The 16,905-nt window shown below is 39.7% G+C and carries 15 protein-coding genes; 7 read left to right on the top strand and 8 right to left on the bottom strand.

All coding sequences use genetic code 11. The features are described from left to right. Positions 1-158 precede the first annotated feature (158 nt). Positions 159-842 (top strand): hypothetical protein, encoded by a 684-nt coding sequence (locus GKR92_08655; protein ID QMU61762.1) that lies wholly within the window; start codon positions 159-161, stop codon positions 840-842. A 332-nt stretch (positions 843-1,174) separates the two neighbouring features. Here the strand turns inward: GKR92_08655 and GKR92_08650 are convergent, their stop codons facing one another. From GKR92_08650 to gshB, 8 genes are all read right to left on the bottom strand, one after another. Next, positions 1,175-2,038, bottom strand: coding sequence for a dihydroorotate dehydrogenase electron transfer subunit (locus tag GKR92_08650; protein QMU61761.1), 864 nt, complete (start codon positions 2,036-2,038; stop codon positions 1,175-1,177). Between the two features lie 10 nt (positions 2,039-2,048). Beyond that, positions 2,049-3,335: a dihydroorotase gene (locus tag GKR92_08645; GenBank protein ID QMU61760.1), complete on the bottom strand. Its 1,287-nt coding sequence runs from the start codon at positions 3,333-3,335 to the stop codon at positions 2,049-2,051. Then, positions 3,335-4,279: an aspartate carbamoyltransferase catalytic subunit gene (locus GKR92_08640; protein ID QMU61759.1), complete on the bottom strand. Its 945-nt coding sequence runs from the start codon at positions 4,277-4,279 to the stop codon at positions 3,335-3,337. Before GKR92_08640 ends, GKR92_08645 begins: the two co-directional genes overlap by 1 nt. A gap of 6 nt (positions 4,280-4,285) precedes the next feature. Further along, complete coding sequence (gene pyrR / locus GKR92_08635; GenBank protein ID QMU61758.1) at positions 4,286-4,816, bottom strand: bifunctional pyr operon transcriptional regulator/uracil phosphoribosyltransferase PyrR; 531 nt, start codon at positions 4,814-4,816, stop codon at positions 4,286-4,288. Further along, complete coding sequence (gene ruvX / locus GKR92_08630) at positions 4,816-5,253, bottom strand: Holliday junction resolvase RuvX (GenBank protein QMU61757.1); 438 nt, start codon at positions 5,251-5,253, stop codon at positions 4,816-4,818. The genes pyrR and ruvX overlap by 1 nt, the downstream gene beginning before the upstream one ends. Before the next feature lie 77 nt (positions 5,254-5,330). Further along, positions 5,331-5,918: a YqgE/AlgH family protein gene (locus tag GKR92_08625; GenBank protein ID QMU61756.1), complete on the bottom strand. Its 588-nt coding sequence runs from the start codon at positions 5,916-5,918 to the stop codon at positions 5,331-5,333. Between the two features lie 22 nt (positions 5,919-5,940). Next, entirely contained in the window at positions 5,941-6,831 is an 891-nt protein-coding gene (locus GKR92_08620; GenBank protein QMU61755.1) for a TonB family protein, read from the bottom strand. A gap of 142 nt (positions 6,832-6,973) precedes the next feature. Then, entirely contained in the window at positions 6,974-7,927 is a 954-nt protein-coding gene (gene gshB / locus GKR92_08615) for a glutathione synthase (GenBank protein ID QMU61754.1), read from the bottom strand. Between the two features lie 188 nt (positions 7,928-8,115). Between gshB and GKR92_08610 the strand changes: the two genes are divergently transcribed. From GKR92_08610 to GKR92_08585, 6 genes are all read left to right on the top strand, one after another. Beyond that, positions 8,116-8,541, top strand: coding sequence for a response regulator (locus GKR92_08610; protein QMU61753.1), 426 nt, complete (start codon positions 8,116-8,118; stop codon positions 8,539-8,541). A 19-nt stretch (positions 8,542-8,560) separates the two neighbouring features. After that, positions 8,561-8,926, top strand: coding sequence for a response regulator (locus tag GKR92_08605; protein ID QMU61752.1), 366 nt, complete (start codon positions 8,561-8,563; stop codon positions 8,924-8,926). Positions 8,927-8,946: 20 nt separating this feature from the next. After that, the gene (locus tag GKR92_08600) at positions 8,947-9,504 is read left to right on the top strand and encodes a hypothetical protein (protein ID QMU61751.1); all 558 of its coding nucleotides are present in this window, start codon (positions 8,947-8,949) and stop codon (positions 9,502-9,504) included. Between the two features lie 289 nt (positions 9,505-9,793). Further along, positions 9,794-11,104 (top strand): hypothetical protein, encoded by a 1,311-nt coding sequence (locus tag GKR92_08595; protein QMU61750.1) that lies wholly within the window; start codon positions 9,794-9,796, stop codon positions 11,102-11,104. Positions 11,105-11,134: 30 nt separating this feature from the next. Next, positions 11,135-12,985: a hypothetical protein gene (locus tag GKR92_08590; protein ID QMU61749.1), complete on the top strand. Its 1,851-nt coding sequence runs from the start codon at positions 11,135-11,137 to the stop codon at positions 12,983-12,985. Positions 12,986-13,191: 206 nt separating this feature from the next. Beyond that, entirely contained in the window at positions 13,192-16,905 is a 3,714-nt protein-coding gene (locus GKR92_08585) for a hypothetical protein (GenBank protein ID QMU61748.1), read from the top strand.

The following is a 16,905-nucleotide window of genomic DNA, read 5'->3' as shown; positions in this document are numbered from 1 at the left end:
CACATGCACAGTACATATATTTTTATTAATGCTATATTTTCTTTCCAATTTTGACATTCAAAAACGTGGCGTGCGTCGCATTGGGTCTTAGGTTTCAACTATAGAATAACAATTATTCCAAATATATTAGAGTTAATGTAAAACTATTGTCAGCTGCTATGGAAATTAATATTTCTTTGAAATCTACAACTAAGTTATATATTAAATTATTTGCACTTGTTCTCCTTCTGCATTTCTTAACTCTTTTTGTAAAGCATGGTCTTGGATTTGAAACTGCAAAGGGTTTTGTGCCTCTTTTCCATATGGATTTTGAAAGAAATATTCCTACCCTTTTCTCTGTATTTATAATTTTGCAATTGTCAGCTATTTGCATGGTTATTGGATTAAGTGTGGCAAGAGATAGAAAGTATTGGCTGATACTCTGGTTAGTTTTTGCCTTTCTTGCAATTGATGAATTTGCATCAATTCATGAACGTCTTATCGATCCAGTTCGCGAAGTATTTAATACATCAGGAGTTTTTTACTTTGCGTGGATAATTCCATATAGCTTAGCGACATTGATTCTTTGTATTTACTTGCTTCCCTGGTTAATTAAACTTCCGAAATCTACAAAATATGGCTTCGTATTTAGTGGTTCGTTGTACCTGTCGGGTGTTTTACTACTCGAAGGAATAGGTGGTTGGCACCATGAAAACAATGCAAGTCAAAAAAATCTGGTATACGACTTGATAACAACTGCTGAAGAAAGCTGTGAAATAATAGGACTTTTAGTTTTTTTTTACTTCTCTGTAAAATATTTAATAACAAATGCTGGACTTAAACGAATACAGCTGAAGGAATAGACTTGTTGTTATGGCTGCGTTACAACATATTCATGCAGGATAAAAACACTACGCTTTACCTTTTGTATGACCTCAATTGACTGAAAGAAGATATTTAAGATAAGTAAGAGTTTAATCTGAATACATTATCCAAGATGCAACATTTACTCGCACACCCATGTGCTTGCTAATTGGTCAGCAGAAATTTGCTCCTCGGCCACTACTCCTGCGTTGTTCTCGGTCTCTTTTCCCGGCTCGACTCTACCGATTCCTTTCATGGAATCGTACCTCCTGCCTCCATGCAATTTCTGCACTTCCACCATCCATGATGGTCGAATGCAGACATTTAAGAATTAATAAATATTCTCAGAATTGAATATTGGACCATCTACACAGACGCGTTTCATGGCTACAACCATATCATTTTCTTTAAACGGCACAACGCATCCTGCACAGCCGCCTACGGCGCAGGCCATGTGTTCTTCTAGGGAAAGTTGACAGGGTAGGTTGTGCAGTTTAGCGAAAGCTGTAACGGCTTGTAGCATGGGGGTTGGGCCGCAGGAGAATACTTCTACTCCGCTGGTGTCATCTAAACTCTCTACCCATTTTTCAGCGAGCTCGTGTACGTAGCCTTGATAACAGCCTTGATAATCTTGTTGGCTGGTGAGGCGTGAGGCTATTCCCCAGTCATCGAGTAGCGGCATAGCGGCGATGACATCGTTTGGAATGCCGGGCATTAATATTTTTGAGGGTTTAGCGGTAAACGGAAAAGGAACTTCCGAACCCATGATTACGAAAGGTGTTAGTGCTTTGTCTTTTCTAAGTTCATCTGCTAGAAATACCATCGGTGGAATGCCGACGCCACCACCTAGTAACAAAGGATGTGTGGTGGATTCGTTAACTGTGAATTCATTTCCAATTGGACCTAAGCATTGAATAGTATCGCCGGCTTTGCGAGTGGATAAAAGCGAACTGCCTTGACCAACTACTTTGTAAAGAATATCGATGTGACCAGTTTGTTTGTTCGCACGCATAATGGAATAGGGGCGGCGCATGACTAATTGTTGATCACATTGTATATGCACAAAATTACCTGCACGTGCACGTTGTGCGCAATTTGGTGCATGTAAAGTGAGAAAGTGTTGCCCTGCGGCGAGGGCTTCTTGATTAATGACGTTTGCAGTTTCTTCAAAGATGGGATTGCGGTTAGATTTCAGTTTGTTGTCCTTAGTTTTCTAATGAATTTTCGTAAATTAATTTGCCATTAAGAATGGTGTGTGTGACGCGACCATTTAGTTGGTCGCCTAACAATGGAGTATTTTTACCTCTACTGAACATGTTCTCACTATTAAGAATCCAACTATGTTTTAAGTCCACTATGCAGGCATCAGCATTCGCCCCTACACAAAGATTGCCAGCTGGAATACCTAAAATGTCTGCAGGTTGTTGGGTGACTAAATTTACAGCATCACTTAAAGTTAATGCATCTTCTTTAACTAATTCTAAAGTTAAAGGCAGTAGGGTTTCTAATGTGGAGCTTCCAGGCTCTGTAGATTGAAACGGAGCCAACTTAGCTTCAATTTCATGTGGTTGATGGTCTGCGCAAATTGCCGAGAGTGATCCATCCTGAAGGCCTTTGCGTAAATCTTCGCGGTCATCGTATGTTCTAAATGGAGGTTGATTGTGGCACAAACCATCAAAACCCTGAATTTCTTGATCAGTTAAATACAAGTGCAATATGCTGGTATCTGCCGTAAGTGGCAATTTGTCAAAACGTGCGCGTGCAATCATATTTACTGACCGACCGGTAGAGATGCGACAAAAATGTGTGCGTACATTAAGCTCTTCGATCAACGCTATCTGAAAGGCAACCGCAGCCGTTTCTGCAGCAGCTGGGATACCTGGCAAACCTAGACGTGATGATGCAATGCCTTCATGTACACAGCCATTGTTAGCGAGCGCATGCACGAGTGGGTAAGAGAATACGGTTAAGTCTTGACTGCTGGCGTACTCCATTGCGCGACGTAATACCAATGAACTTTTCATCGGATGAAATACATTACTAACGCCCACACAACCTGCAGCTTTTAATGCCGCCATTTCACTTAAGTTTTCGCCGTTGAGATTGGTGGTTAACGCGCCGATGACATAAACATTGCATTGCCCACTACTTTGCGAAAGCTGTTCGATTAATTCTACCTGAGCAGGAGTGTCGACAACGGGATCGGTTGTAGGCAAACAAGCAAGGCTCGTAATGCCTGCAGCGGCAGCTGCTTTGGTCTCAGATCGCACGGTGGCTTTATGCTCATGTCCAGGTTCGCGCAAGCTTGCGGATAACTCTACTAAGCCGGGTAGTACTAGTTTACTTTTTGCATCAATACTCTGGTCGGCTTGCCAATCTGCAGGTTGTTTGCCAACCGCGATTACTTTGCTATCGGCAATATATACATTAGCTTGTTGATCAATTTCATTCTTTGGATCAACAAGATGGCCATTTATAATTTCAAGTTTCATCAGTTGTTGCTCCCTGTATCAGGGGAGTCATCTGAACTCATGGCAAGAGACAAAATGGCCATACGTACTGCAATTCCGTATTCCACTTGTTGTAAAATTACTGATTGTGGTCCATCGGCAACTTCAGAACTTATTTCGACACCGCGATTGATCGGGCCGGGATGCATTACAATTGCATTAGGGTTGGCGATAGCTAAACGTTCGGGTGTTAACCCGTAAAGTTGGAAATATTCATGTTCACTTGGGATAAAGCCACCTTGCATACGCTCTTTTTGTAATCTAAGCATGATGACTACATCTGCATCGCGTAAGCCTTCTCTGCAATTTTGAAAAACTTCGACACCAAGTTGTTCTACGTTTGCTGGCAGCAAGGTTCTTGGTGCGATTACACGTATTTCTTTGGCACCTAACAAATTTAGCGCTTCAATTTGTGAACGTGCCACGCGTGAATGTAAAATATCTCCAATAATCGCAACACTTAGTTTAGAAAAATCTTTGAAATGTTTGCGAATGGTAAACATATCTAGCATGGCTTGAGTGGGATGAGCATGCCTTCCATCGCCTGCATTAATAACGCTGACATGTGAATCTACATATTTACTTATGAATTCTGCAGCACCGCTTTCGGGGTGACGGACAACAAACATATCCGTATTCATAGCTTGTAAATTAAATAATGTATCGAGTAGGCTTTCGCCTTTGGTGGTCGCAGAAGTAGCAATATTAATATTCAACACATCAGCTGAAAGTCGCTTAGCGGCTAATTCAAATGTAGTTCGTGTACGTGTGCTGGGCTCAAAGAAAAGATTAACAATGGTTTTGCCGCGTAATAGCGGGACTTTTTTTACTGCACGGTCATCTACACTGGTGAACGATTCTGTGGTATCTAATATATGATGTAGATCTTCTGTGCTCAGTCCGTCTATTTGTAAAAAATGCCGCATTATTATTTATGTTTTGGGTTGCTCATCTTTAGTATTAATAACTTCTAGAATTTTCAGTTCTAATGGATTTGGGCCGCTTAACTTGATGTGTTGGGTTGCATCTAAGGTAAGTGTACTAGCCACTACATCTGCTTGTATGGGTAGTTCGCTACCGTTTCGCTGTACTAAAACCACCAAGCTTACTGAAGCGGGTCGACCGTAATCAAATATTTCATTTAAAGCTGCGCGAACGGTGCGTCCGGTATATAAGACATCATCGACCAATACAATATGTCTGTCATTTACGTTCAATGGTAATTTAGAAGGCTTTACGGTTGGCTGTATACCCGCTTGGCTAAAGTCATCGCGATAAAAGGTAATGTCTAGCACGCCAAGTTTGTCTTTATTGTTTAATAAAGATTGCAATTGTTTAGCTACCCATACACCACCAGTTTGAATGCCAATGAAAATCGGATCATCGATTTTATGTTCGGCTAAATAGTTATTGAGACCTTTGGCAAGATCTTCAAGTAATTGATGGGCATTTAACTCGGTCATTACTTTAGTTTTGTGGCATCTTTAAATGAAAACCACGAATCAAGAATGATAGCAGCAGAGGCTTTATCTATGTCCATCTTATTAATTTTTTTACGTTGCCCTTTGCTACGTAGATCTTTAAGAATTTCATAAGCTTTCACTGAGGTATTCGACTCATCAACGGTCTCTACTGGTAAATGGTAGCGTGTATTTAGGATTTTGCAAAAGTTCTGTACTTGTTTTTGAATGGCATTATTATTTTGAGTAGCGTGAGTTACCGTGCCTACGATCAGTGTGCTGGGTTGCCATTCTTCGATTATAGTGGTGATCTCATCCCAAGGGATGCCAGAAGGTGGAACAAGGATAGCGGTAAGCGGGTTGGCAGTTTGCAGATCTTTATTACCAATTGCGATACCTATTCTTCGTTGTCCGTAATCAAATCCTATTACACTAGACATAGCACTTGAGGCTGAGTGTAACGGCTTTTAGGTAGAAAATGTTGCCAGATATTAAGCTGGGTATATTAAAAATATAGTTATGCATGTCCAGCCTGATTGGAGATCAGATGTAAATCTATGCCAATTTTAGTCGCTGCTCTTTGCCAACGTTTTTCTATTGGAGTGTCAAAAATAATGTCAGCTTCGTATGGCACGGTAAGCCAAGCGTTTGCAGAGAGCTCTTGTTCCAGTTGACCGGCTTCCCAGCCTGCATAGCCAAGTGCTATTAAGGTGTTTTCAGGGCCTTTTCCTTGTGCAATCGCGAGTAGTATATCTTCAGATGTGGTAAGGCTTAAATCGTTATCAATCATATGAGTCGATTCCCATTGCTTATCGGAGTCATGCAAGATAAATCCTCTATCTATTTGCACCGGACCGCCGGCATAAACTGGCTCATGATTGTGAAGGGGGTTTAGTGGCTTATCTTCTGTGTCTTTGTTATTAGATTCTGTTACATCAAAATTACTGAGCAACTCATCAACAAAAAGTGTAGTGGGCTGATTGATGATGATGCCCATGGCTCCATCTTGGTTGTGTTCACAAATTATGGTGACAGTACGAGAAAAATTGGGATCTTCCATGCTAGGCATGGCGATGAGTAATTGCTTGGTCAGGTTTTCTGACATTCTATATTTTTACTGCACCATTTTATTCGGTAACTAGGGTGTTATCTTTTCCAAACAACCAGGTCCGTGTAATCATTAATTGGTCGTAGTTATCATGCATTTCAGGCGGGAAAGACTGATACGGAGAGGCTATATTAACAATTCTTTTTGCTGATTCATCCAGCAAAGATTTGCCTGCCGATGACCGTACTTCCATCAATTCCACAGTGCCATCATGATTTATAAGTACACTAAGTATCAATGTCCCAGATAGATGATTATTTCTAACCTCATCGGGATAATTTAGGTTGCCTACTCGCTCTACTTTTTCTACCCATTCGCGTACATAGGTTGCTTCGGTAGCGGTTTTAGCGCTGAGAGTATCGATATAGTTTACTCTTGGGCGCTTGGCGTAATCACTCTCCTCTTGTCGCAATTCTGCAACTAGTTTAGCTAATTCTAATTGTTGCTCAGAAATCTTTTCTTGATAATTGAGATTAGGTTGGTCAGGTGTTTCAGTTGCTTCATTTGCAAACACATTGGTAGGCGCTTCATTCTGTACGATTAACTGCTCATGTTGTTCGTTTAGTTCTGATGCGGGCGACGACATTGCGCTGCTTTGTGTTTGAGCAATACCTTTGCTGTCATCTAAACTAGTGCCTGTAAACGGAGCTGAAGGTTGGTTTTCTTGATCAGTGCTGCCACTGGCTATTTGGTTTTCGCTAGCTATATGCTCAGCATTTATAGGTTCTTGGTGAGTTTTTGTAAGCACCATAGTGACTTCAAGCATTGATGCAGCGTTAAAATCACGAGCAAACGGCAGTCCAAAGCCTAAACCTAGAATGAAAATGGCATGCAAAATTACAGCAACAAATATACTAAAACCTAGTCGATCGGACGCAGTAACCTGGGCAGGATCCATTACTGCTGACATGTGTATGTATGTAAATATTGCATGTAGCTATGTTAGTAACTGCTTATTATGAATTTCGCAAATGTATTGTAAAAGTTTATAAGTCAGAAATGTCTTGTTACAGATTGCGTTTATCTTGTGATATGAGCCATAGGGTGAGAAATTAGTTAGCTTTAAGTTGAGTTTCTATGTGATCAAATAAGGTTGCGCTAATATTTAGCTGGTACATCTTATCTAATTCACGGATTCCTGTGGGACTAGTGATGTTAATTTCTGTTAGATATTCGCCAATTATATCTATGCCTACAAAGCTGAGTTGCATATCTTGCAGAGCAGGTTTGATCTGCTCACAGATGTAATGATCGCGTGCATTGAGCTCTATTCCCTCTCCAGTGCCTCCTTTAGCTAGATTTGCACGCAGTTCTCCTTTTGCAGGAACTCTAAGTAATGCATAGGGAATTGGTTCTCCATTGATAAGTAGTACGCGTTTATCTCCTTCTACATACTCTGGTATGAGTTTTTGTGCCATCACAGTGCGTTGTTCTAATCTCGTAATGGTTTCTAAAATTACGTTCCGATTGGCATCATTGTGGTTGATTTGAAAAATAGAATCACCGGCCATGCCGTCAAGAGGTTTCACGACAATTTGTTTATGTTCATCAATAAACTCGTTTAATGCTGCTTGTTGTTGTGTTACGAGGTACGGTACTACGCAATTGCTAAATTGCGTGGCAAATAGCTTTTCGTTGGCATTGCGTAAACTCGTAGGGTGATTGACTACCAGTGTGCCTAGTGTATTTACTCGGTCTAGCAAGTAGGTGGTGTAGATGTACTCCATGTTAAAGGGAGGGTCTTTGCGCATCAGTACGACGTCAAAATATGACATTTCTACTGCTGTTGAGTCTTCTGCGGCAAACCAATTGCTGTATGTGTCTTGGACACTAATTTGTGCAGTATTCGCGAACACACTACCATCTTTGAGAAATAGATCAGGGGCTTGTAGATAGTGGATTTCGTAGTCACGTTTTTGCGCCTCTAATAGCATGGCAAAGGTGCTGTCTTTGCTTACATTAATGCCCTCTATCGGGTCCATGATTACGCCTAGTTTTACGGTCATCTCTGTATACCTCGTCTGAGATTAGACTACTTATATCGGAAGCTTGTTGTCCTATATTCAATAGCTGGCATGGTTAGGACCTCACCTGCGTTAGTTTAAGTAAGTAATTATGCTTGTGTGGGTTACAGAATAACAATCTGATCATTAAGGATACTTAAGGTTCCAATTTCGATCTTTAGGAAGCAATTATGCAAGAAAGTGGTTTAGCGCTAGACGATTCTACACAAGCCAGTGCTCACGCATCCGGCGCATTAAAAGTAATGGTGATTGACGATAGTAAGACTATTCGAAAATCAGCTGAATCTCTACTAACAAAAGAAGGTTGTGAAGTATTTACAGCAAATGACGGTTTTGAAGCTTTAGCTAAAATTGCAGAGCATCGTCCAGACTTAATTTTTATCGATATTATGATGCCACGTTTAGATGGCTATCAAACCTGTGCACTAATCAAAAATAATCGATTATTTAAAGCGACTCCTGTGATTATGTTATCGAGTAAAGATAGTATTTTCGATAAAGCGCGAGGCAAAATTGTTGGTTCAGAGCAATATCTGACTAAGCCTTTCACCAGAGACGATTTACTTGGGGCCATTGCTGATTACAGTGGCAAATAGTAAACAGAATATAGCTGATATGGCTCATATCTTAGTCGTAGATGATTCTCCTACAGAACGTCATTTCATTTCAAAATTGCTAGAACAAACGGGGCATAAGGTCTCCACTGCAGATAGTGGTGAAGAAGGAGTTGTGGCGGCAAAAGATATCCATCCTGATTTAATCTTAATGGACATAGTTATGCCAGGTATGAATGGCTTTCAGGCGACACGACAAATAACCCAAGCTCCTGAGACTGCTGAAATTCCAGTAGTAATGGTGTCTACAAAAAGTCAGCAAACGGATAAAGTTTGGGCCACTAGACAAGGTGCAAAAGGGTATTTAGTCAAACCTGTCAGTTCTGAAATGTTAATCAATTCGATTAAATCATTTTTAGCTGCTTGATGCTTGTGTAACTTTTAGGCATGGCGGCTTCCGAAGAAACAACACCCTTTGAATATTTATTATCCGTAGATCGTAAATGTATAGCGCATCAAGGCGGTTTGGTGCAGCAAGAATCTGATGTTAGTTTTTCACATGGTCTAGCTTTTCAGTTAGGTACTCATCGATACATTATTCCAATTACTGATGTTAGTGAAGTGTTGACGGTAAAAGATCTTACCTCAATTCCACGTTCTCCTTCTTGGTTAGTAGGTATATCTAATGTACGAGGCAACTTAATCACCTTGCTTGATATTCATGAGTTTGTTTTTGGCACTCCTATGAAAGAAAAGTATGACTCAAAACGTATGCTGCTTATAAAGCAAGAAGATCATTTCTATGGGTTAATTATTGATTCAATAATTGGTATGAAATCGTTTAATGAAGAGCAAGCTACTGATGAGGTGCCAGAATGTTTCGATTATGAACATATTGATCATATCAGCGCTTTTTACACATCTGGAGAAGAATGGTTTGCAGCTTTGTCTATACAAAGTTTGTTGTTAGATGAGCGTTTTACTCAACTACGTAATTATTCTTAAAGACCGCTTTCCCTGTGTTGCCGCAGTTGAAGCTAACTGCTTGCGATATTCAAGCGCCTAGCTTCAATTTGGCTGATATTGCACTTTGAAGCCCATCATGCAAACCGATAAAAGTGAGTATTTTCACGACACAGCTATGACTTGACTAACGGCATTCCCCCGTATCATTAGTATCTGGAAATTATTGATTCTAGGTGGGTATTTGAGAGACCACAGAATTTTCTCGGATCAACACAAATTATTGAAAAACGAATAAATTAAAAAAGTGTCTATTAGGAATTCTTGAATTATGGCGTTAACAAAATCTATTGCTCGTGCAGACAAGGATAGTCAATCTAGCAAGTCAACTTTGACAGTATTGGCACTATTTGCTTCTTTAATTATGGGTGCAATGGCGATACTGGCTTTCGATTTAGGAAAGTTTGCCGGTTTAGATTCGAATGGTGGTTTTTTCTCTGCGGCTATCTTTGTGGTGGGAATGGTTTGTTTAGTAATGTTATTGGTATTTGCTAATAAGTGGGGCAGTAAAGTTAAACAACAACTGTCTGCAGTAGATGAACAAAACCGAAGAAACCAACAAGCTATTTTGTTGCTGTTGGATGAGATGACTAATTTAGCTGAGGGTGATTTAACCGTACACACAACAGTAACGGAAGATATTACGGGTGCAATTGCCGACTCAGTGAATTATTCGATTGACGCATTGCGTAATCTTGTGCACACCATTAACAACACTTCAAAACAGGTTGCATCGGCAGCCGATGTGACGCACGACTCAACACAAAAACTTACTACGTCAAGTGAAAAACAAGCGCGAGAAATTGCCAATGTAACTTCGGCGGTTACTGAAATGGCTAAATCTATTGAGCAAGTTTCAGAGCACGCTAAGAGTTCAGCAGATGTTGCACAACAATCCGTTGGCATTGCACATAAAGGTGCGCAAGCTGTGAGTAGGACTATTGATGGTATGGATACAATTCGCGAGCAGATACAGGAAACCTCAAAACGAATTAAACGCTTAGGTGAAAGCTCTCAAGAAATTGGCGACATTGTTGGATTGATTGATGAGATCGCAGATCAAACTAACATTCTTGCCCTTAATGCCGCGATTCAGGCATCTACTGCTGGTGAAGCGGGTAGAGGATTTGCGGTAGTTGCAGATGAAGTACAAAGACTAGCAGAGCGCGCAGGTACAGCGACTAAACAAATTGAGGCATTAGTGAAGACCATTCAAAGTGATACTAATGAAGCGGTTATTTCCATGGAGCAAAGTACCTCCAACGTTGTGAGTGGTGCGAGACTTGCCGAAAACGCTGGTGAAGCGTTGGTAGAGATTGAGTCGGTATCCGATAACTTAGCTGCACACATTCAAAACATTACCGATGCAACAGATAAACAAACTGTGGCAGCGAGCAACGTGACTAAGACTATGAATGTAATTCAAGAAATCACTATGCAGACATCTGACAGTGCAAGTAACACAGCAAGTTGGGTAGGTAAGCTTAAAAATCTTGGTCAAGACCTTAAACGATCTGTTGCTGGCTTTAAGTTACCGCAAAATATTGAAGATACTACTATTGAAAATAGAGAAGCATCTTAATAATTGAGTCTAATTTAGAATTACATAAATATGAAAATGCGAAATAGTGCGCTAGAAAAAGTAGCGGTAAAAAAGGTTAAGCATGAAATCGATACTATTATCGATGTCGCTCGCGCTAAATTAGAAGAATATGTTGAAGATGGATCTGAGGCTTCATTATTGGCAGAGGTTTCTACTGCACTAATACAAGTAGAGCGTACATTGCAGCTTGTACAAATCAATGGTGCAGCTGTATTAGCCCGCGAAATGTGTGAAGTGGTTGATGGGCTAGTTAATGGCTCCATTCAACAACAAGATAAAGCTCAAGAATGTTTGTCTCGAGGCATTTTGCAAATGTCTGACTATCTTGAATATGTGCAGGCAGGTAATAAAGACTTACCTGTAGTGCTATTACCATTATTGAATGATTTGCGTGGTGTTAGAGATGAGCCTTTGCTTTCAGAGCATATCTTATTTTTCCCTGACCTAGATGATATCGATGTTCCAAATGTAAGTGTGAAGTTAGGTATGCCTGCGCAGGAATATGCAAAGAAGATACGTTACGGCTTTCAAATAGGTTTGGTTGGCATTATTCAAAACAAAGAAATTGATATAGCTGCTACCAAAATGTGCAAGGTCGCTATTCGTTTACATCAATGCTCGACTACAGCTGCATCGCGAAGACTTTGGTGGGTAACTAGCGCAATTGCCCAGGCAGTAGCGATCGAAGCTTTGCCTACGAGTATGGGTTTAGCATCTTTATTGGGTCAGGTTGATCGCCAGATTAAAAAATTTATTGAATTAGGTGAGGCTAATTTCGCAACAGAAATTCCATCTGGTCTTATTAAAAACCTACTTTATTATGTTGGTATTGCAGATGAGCGTGGCCGTATTGTTAGTAAGGTAAAACAAGCTTATAGCTTGAATGAACTAATACCTGACGAGATGGATATCGATCAAATGCGTGAAGGAATGGCTGGCCCTAACTCAGATGTGCTAGAAGCAGTATCTAAAGCACTGCATGAAGATATTGAAACTGTTAAAGATTCAATTGAAATGTATGTGCATAGTAAAAATCGTTCTCCCGAAAGCGTGGCTGAGGTGAGTAAAGAATTACAAAAGATTGCAGATACCTTAAGCATGTTAGGGCTGGATGAACCAAGAGAAGATGTATTGCGAGAAGTGACGGCGTTAAATGGTTTATCTTCAGAAGAATTAGAGCATGCAGATAGCAATTTTATTGCTATTGCAGAAACATTGATTAAAGCCGAAAACATTGTAGATAACTTTGTTAATTACAGAGTTTTAAATAAACCAGCTGTTCAGGTGGTTGATGCCGTAGATGATAGTTTAGATGTTCCAAGTGATGCAGGTCAGCTTAGGAAAATACAGGTACAAACAATTTCGGAAGCTTTGAGTGAATTAGAAGAAGCTAAAAATGCTTTTTCACAGGTGCTTACTTCCCCAGAAGATGAAGATCAGTATGAGAAAGTGCAAGACTATTTCCGCAAAGTTATAGGTGCACTATCCATTCTAAATTTAGATGACGCAGCAAAGATATTAGAATGTGTGCAAGTGTTTTTACTAGATGATAATGCGACACAAGAACTTAGTTCTAATTCCGATAAGCTAGATGCGTTTGCAGACTCTATTACTAGCGTGGAATGTTATTTAGAGGCACTTATTGTAGACGATAGTGATCCAAAAGATATTCTCGAGTATGGAATTAAAAATGCGTCTAAGCTGGTAGGTAGTGAAATCGAATTATCAAGTAGTTCTGGGCCATTACAAACGGTAGAAGTTGAAGAGCTTGCAAGTGTAGACCCAGTAGCAGATGACGATTCGCTAGCATTACTCAGCTCGACAGATCTAGAATTAAAAAAAAACCAAAAATACCCGTAAACTACGATTTAAATAATGCTGCTACTGAAGAAGCGCTTGTTAAACAGGCTGATTCAGAAGAGCTTGATTTAGAACGATTAAGTGCAACCTCTTTAGACCTCGCTGTTGATTACGATCTGTTTGAAATCCAAGAGGAAACAAATAAAGATGAGGCTGCAACAACAACAGATACTAGCGCAGTTGAAGAGCATACAGAGCTGTTTGATTTGCCTAATGCTGAAGAAGAATCCGAGCTATCTCCTGAATTAGCAATACTTGAATCTACCAGTATTGAGGAAGCAGCCACTGAGCTTAATAGTATGGCTAATGTAGCTTTCGAAGATGCTCTTAACATAGATGTTAGCGATGAAGATGAGAGTGTTGGTGTAGTAGAAGTTGATCTTGACGCAACTAACTTACTCGAGCTTGATGAACTCGAAGAGCAGCTTAGTACTAATTCTCAAGCATATGATTTAAGTGAGTTAGATGAGCAGGATGAGTCAGTTTTCCTTGATGAGGCCGATCTAGATGAGCTTTCAAGCCATGATGCAACAGAATTACTGTTACCAGAAATGATTAGCGAAGATTCTATTGCTGCTGAGTTTGATGATAAGTCATATGCAATCACAATAAGTATCGATGGTGTAGAACAAAGCTTATTAGCTAATAGGGGAGATGCTGATGAGGAAGTGATTGAAATATTTATCGAAGAGGCTGAAGAAGAAGTAGAAAAAATAAATTTAAATCGAACAATATGGAGAGATGATACTGGGAATGAGGATGCATTAACTATTATCCGCAGATCATTTCATACCTTAAAAGGTGGTGGACGACTTGTCGGTGCTGAAATTATTGGTGAATATTCCTGGCAACTTGAAAATACTTTAAACAAAGTAATTGATAAATCATTCGTAGTTACAAGTGATCTGCACGATTTGCTAGAAAACGCTGTTGCGTTATTGAATGAATTAGTCTTCCAACTTAAAACTCATCGTGAACCTGTAGCAGATGTCGTGGGATTGTTTGGTGAGGCGCAAAGCTTTTTAGAAAAGAATAAAGATATAAAACAAACTGCGGATGAATCCATTGAAACTTTTGACCCCATTGCCACCAATATTGATGTAGTCAATATAGATCTAGAAGAGCTAGAGAAAATTGAACAACAAAATATTTATGATGATGTTCTAAAAGATGCAGTAGATGATGTATTACCTAAGGATGATCTTGAAGAAGAGCTTTATGCGCTATTTCTCGATGAAGCTAAGCATCATGTAGATTCAATTGAAAAAATTCTAGCGACTAAAAAAGAACATAAAATATTACCTGTTGACGATAAGCTGCTACATGCATTGCACACCTTGTATGGTTGTTCGCGCACTGCTCGGGTTGCTTCTGTTGCTAAGCTTATCGCTCCTTTGGATAAATATTGTCAAGAATGCAATCAGAGTAATAAAAAACTTAAAGCAAAACAATTTGATGTATTTGTTGAATGTATTGAATATGTGAAACTGGGTATAAATGAAAAAGCTGCGTCATTAAGGAATTCAGAAACTAATGATGCACTATTGCAAAAAATAAATGATTTAAATTTTGTTGAAATACCCGTATTAGAGAATAGGGTAGCAAATGCAAGAGATGTTAAGCATGAAAAAAATCAGAATCAATCAGAATCTGAGGCAGTATTTAGATCTGAAACTGAACTAGAAACATCATTTGATGATGCGGTGCAAATTCTTCACAAAGCTATACCTTCTGATATCAATATTACGGCTAATGAGTCACATGAGCATGTAGATATTTATGTCGGCAAAGATGCTGATTTGGTGGAGATATTTCTAGAGGAAGCCAGCGATATTCTAGAAACTTGTAATCAATGTTTGGAAAAATGGAGAAGCAATAATGACGAGGAAAACATTGTTTCCGAATTTCTTCGTCAATTACATACCCTTAAGGGTAGTGCGCGCATGGCAACCTATAGCAATATCGGTGATTTCAGTCATACATTCGAAACTTTTGTGATTGATATTTCGGAATCATGTATAGACGCAAACGATAAAACATTTGATGTTGTGCAGCGTTGTCTTGATCAAATAAATGAAATGGTAGACCTTGCGGTTGCTAGAGAGCCTGTATTACCTGCATCAAACATGATTGCGGAATTAGAGGCACTACAATCTGGGCAAGAGTATTGTGGTATTGAACAACCAGAACAACCAGAACAACCAGAACAACCAGAACAACCAGAACAACCAGAACAACCAGAACAACCAGAACAACCAGAACAACCAGAACAACCAAGAACTATTGATAAAAGTAAGCCTGCTACGAAAGCGGCGACTAAAGCGAAACCAGGTAAAATCGTAAAAATTCCTGTTTTACGCAATCCTGTAGATTTGAATACTCAACAAAATGCTCAGCCATTAATTTCTGGTCAACAAGCCGTAAGATTGCAATCGAGCATGTTGGATAACCTTGTTAATAACGCAGGTGAAGTAAATATCTTTCAGGCCCGCTTGGAGCAAGTAGGTAATAACTACAATGTAAATATATTTGAACTCGAGCAGGTTGTTGATCGATTGCGCGAACAACTGCGTAACTTAGAAATTGAAACGGAAACACAAATTTTATCTCGCCATGCGCATGAAGTTCCTGAGCAAGAGGATTTTGATCCTCTGGAACTAGATCGTTATTCCAATATTCAACAGCTTTCAAGATCACTAGCAGAGAGTGTTAATGATCTATTAAGTATAAAAGACATTCTTTCAGATCAAGTGCGTGAATCAGAATTATTACTTGCTCAGCAACGACGTATAAGTGGAGATTTGCAAGAAGGATTAATGCGTACTCGCATGGTGCAGTTCAGTCAGCTTGTGCCGCGTTTGCAGCGCATTGTAAGACAAACCTCTCGCGAGCTAAATAAAGATGCTGATTTAAAAGTCATTGGTCAAAACACTGAGGTAGATAGTTCGATTCTTAATCGTATCGTTGCACCGCTAGAGCATTTGGTTCGTAATGCAATTTCACATGGAATAGAAGAGGAAGGGCTTCGCGAAAAAGCTAAAAAGCCTAGGCAAGGTGAAATTAAGATCGATGTAATTCGTGAAGGTACAGAAATTGTAATAGTAGTATCTGATGATGGTGCTGGGCTTGATGCTGAAAGAATTAAAAGCAAAGCATTGGAACTGGGAATTATTGATGATAGTGAATTAACTGAACGTGAAGCATTAAATCTAATTTTAACTCCTGGCTTTAGTACTGCTGGGGAAGTTTCACAGGTATCAGGACGTGGTGTGGGTATGGATGTAGTTGCCAGCGAACTAAAACAGTTAGGTGGTTCTCTGCAAATAAACTCGGTATTAGGTGAAGGTGCTAAATTTGTTATTCGTATTCCAATTACCTTAGCAATCACTCAGTCATTGCTAGTTAAAAGTGGAACTGAAATTTATGCCATTCCTTTAGCGAGTGTGGAAGGTGTAGTGCGTTTGTCTGCCCATGAGTTAAAGCAAAAGTACGCAGAAAAAAATGCTAGCTATCATTATGCTGATAGAGATTATCGCTTATGTCATTTAGGTAGTTTATTAGAAATATGCCAAGCACAACTAAGCGGTGCCGATAAAATGTTCCCAGTCTTATTAGTGCGTTCTGGTGATTCGCGTATGGCCATTCATGTGGAGGCTACATTAGGAAATCGCGAAATTGTTGTTAAGCCTTTGGCAACTCAGCTAAGTCGGTTGCCAGCGATTTCAGGCGCAACTATCTTGGGTGATGGCAATGTTGTATTAATTCTTGATATTCAAGGTTTGATTCGCATGGATGCTGTTAGTCAGTTTGAAGATGCAGCTTTAAATATTGCAGAAACTGTTGATAATGCACAAGCTACTATTATGGTTGTAGATGATTCTATTACCATTCGAAAAGTTACCACGCGCTTCCTTGAGTGA

Source organism: Gammaproteobacteria bacterium (assembly GCA_014075255.1).
Lineage (GTDB): Bacteria > Pseudomonadota > Gammaproteobacteria > UBA4575 > UBA4575 > JABDMD01.
This window is presented reverse-complemented; position numbering and strand designations above follow the sequence as displayed.

Excerpts from the sequence above, each read along its gene's own strand:
- GKR92_08655 (QMU61762.1), top strand. The coding sequence starts at position 159 with ATGGAAATTAATATTTCTTTGAAATCTACAACTAAGTTATATATTAAA.
- GKR92_08645 (QMU61760.1), bottom strand. The coding sequence starts at position 3,335 with ATGAAACTTGAAATTATAAATGGCCATCTTGTTGATCCAAAGAATGAA.
- GKR92_08640 (QMU61759.1), bottom strand. The coding sequence starts at position 4,279 with ATGCGGCATTTTTTACAAATAGACGGACTGAGCACAGAAGATCTACAT.
- pyrR (QMU61758.1), bottom strand. The coding sequence starts at position 4,816 with ATGACCGAGTTAAATGCCCATCAATTACTTGAAGATCTTGCCAAAGGT.
- ruvX (QMU61757.1), bottom strand. The coding sequence starts at position 5,253 with ATGTCTAGTGTAATAGGATTTGATTACGGACAACGAAGAATAGGTATC.
- GKR92_08625 (QMU61756.1), bottom strand. The coding sequence starts at position 5,918 with ATGTCAGAAAACCTGACCAAGCAATTACTCATCGCCATGCCTAGCATG.
- GKR92_08620 (QMU61755.1), bottom strand. The coding sequence starts at position 6,831 with ATGTCAGCAGTAATGGATCCTGCCCAGGTTACTGCGTCCGATCGACTA.
- gshB (QMU61754.1), bottom strand. The coding sequence starts at position 7,927 with ATGACCGTAAAACTAGGCGTAATCATGGACCCGATAGAGGGCATTAAT.
- GKR92_08610 (QMU61753.1), top strand. The coding sequence starts at position 8,116 with ATGCAAGAAAGTGGTTTAGCGCTAGACGATTCTACACAAGCCAGTGCT.
- GKR92_08605 (QMU61752.1), top strand. The coding sequence starts at position 8,561 with ATGGCTCATATCTTAGTCGTAGATGATTCTCCTACAGAACGTCATTTC.
- GKR92_08600 (QMU61751.1), top strand. The coding sequence starts at position 8,947 with ATGGCGGCTTCCGAAGAAACAACACCCTTTGAATATTTATTATCCGTA.
- GKR92_08595 (QMU61750.1), top strand. The coding sequence starts at position 9,794 with ATGGCGTTAACAAAATCTATTGCTCGTGCAGACAAGGATAGTCAATCT.
- GKR92_08590 (QMU61749.1), top strand. The coding sequence starts at position 11,135 with ATGAAAATGCGAAATAGTGCGCTAGAAAAAGTAGCGGTAAAAAAGGTT.